Raw genomic sequence first — 1,143 nt, 5'->3', positions numbered from 1 at the left:
TGATGGCGGACCTCTACGCCTCGATGGGCGCTACGTCCGACATCGTGGAGACGTACACGAACGCGGCGGGCGTCCCGCGGGCCACGCCCATCATCGGGATCGTGGCCGAGCGCGGTACCTTCGTCCGCATCCTCAACTCCGTATCTCGCGGCGAGCAGGAGGTGGGCGTCCCGATCTACATGGACCTCCGCGACAGCAACGGCGACCCGCTCCCGACGAACACGGAGGTCGAGATCGAGATCGAGCGTGCTGGGGCGAAGGACACCCTGCTCTACGGGAAGCTGGAGCAGATCAGTCACTACAACCAGTCCACGATCAGCGAGCAGCGCAACGTGGACAACGTCGACGCCGCGAAGGTCGTGCTGGAGTACCCCGACAGCGCACCGCAGTCCGGACCGGTGTCGCACGTCGACATCCGCGACGTGGACGATGCGTTCATCAGCATCGACTCGGCCGCGGAGATCGACTGGAACAACTCCGAGATCTACGTCGACAGCTCCGCGGTCAAGGAGGGGTCGCGGTAGATGTCCGACGTGATGGCCCGGCTGAGGCAGGTGCAGCGTCGCAACACGACGCTCTCCCCGCGCCAGTTCGAAACGTCGACCAACTCGCAGGGGACCATGTCGGAGATCGCGGGTCTGACCGCGGACGTGGCGACTGCGCTCCGCACCGGCCGTAAGCACCCGCTCCGCATCGTCATCCCGGCGTATCAGTCGTTCCAGACGGCCGGAGACGGCAGTTCTCAGACCTTCAGCGTCACCCACGACCTGATCGAGTCGGCGGACACCGAGGACGTGGTGGTCTGGTTCGATGGCGACTATCAGGGGTCGCCCGACTCCGTCAACCACGACGCGGACGAGTTCACGATCACCGGACCGGGAGCCGTCGTCACCGTTCACGCCTACTACGTGAGCGGCAAGGCGGCCTCGTTCGAGCTCCGGAAGGCGGCGCCGTCCGCGTCGACCAGCAACTCCGAATCGCTCTACGAGGTCAACCTCGGCCTCGTTCACAAGGCGCCGCAGTCGGAGGAGCCCGAGTTCCTGTCGCTCAACGAGTCGCCGCTTCAGCGGTTCCTCGGGGCCGACATGGAGCTTCAGGCGCGCATCTCCGCGCCGTATCAGGTGCGCTGGGAGGACCCGGACG

General features: G+C 66.1%; 2 protein-coding genes. Both read left to right on the top strand.

Annotation, left to right across the window (positions count from 1 at the left end; genetic code table 11):
* On the top strand, nucleotides 1-524 hold a 524-nt coding region (locus AN233_RS05010; RefSeq protein WP_058365750.1), incomplete at its 5' end, for a hypothetical protein.
* Nucleotides 525-1,143: hypothetical protein (locus AN233_RS05005; RefSeq protein WP_058365749.1), on the top strand; the 619-nt coding region annotated here is incomplete at its 3' end.

It is taken from the genome of Haloparvum sedimenti, from assembly GCF_001462205.1.
GTDB classification, from domain to species: Archaea; Halobacteriota; Halobacteria; order Halobacteriales; family Haloferacaceae; genus Haloparvum; species Haloparvum sedimenti.
The sequence above is the reverse complement of the archived record's forward strand: the minus strand, read 5'-3'. Positions and strand labels throughout refer to the sequence as shown.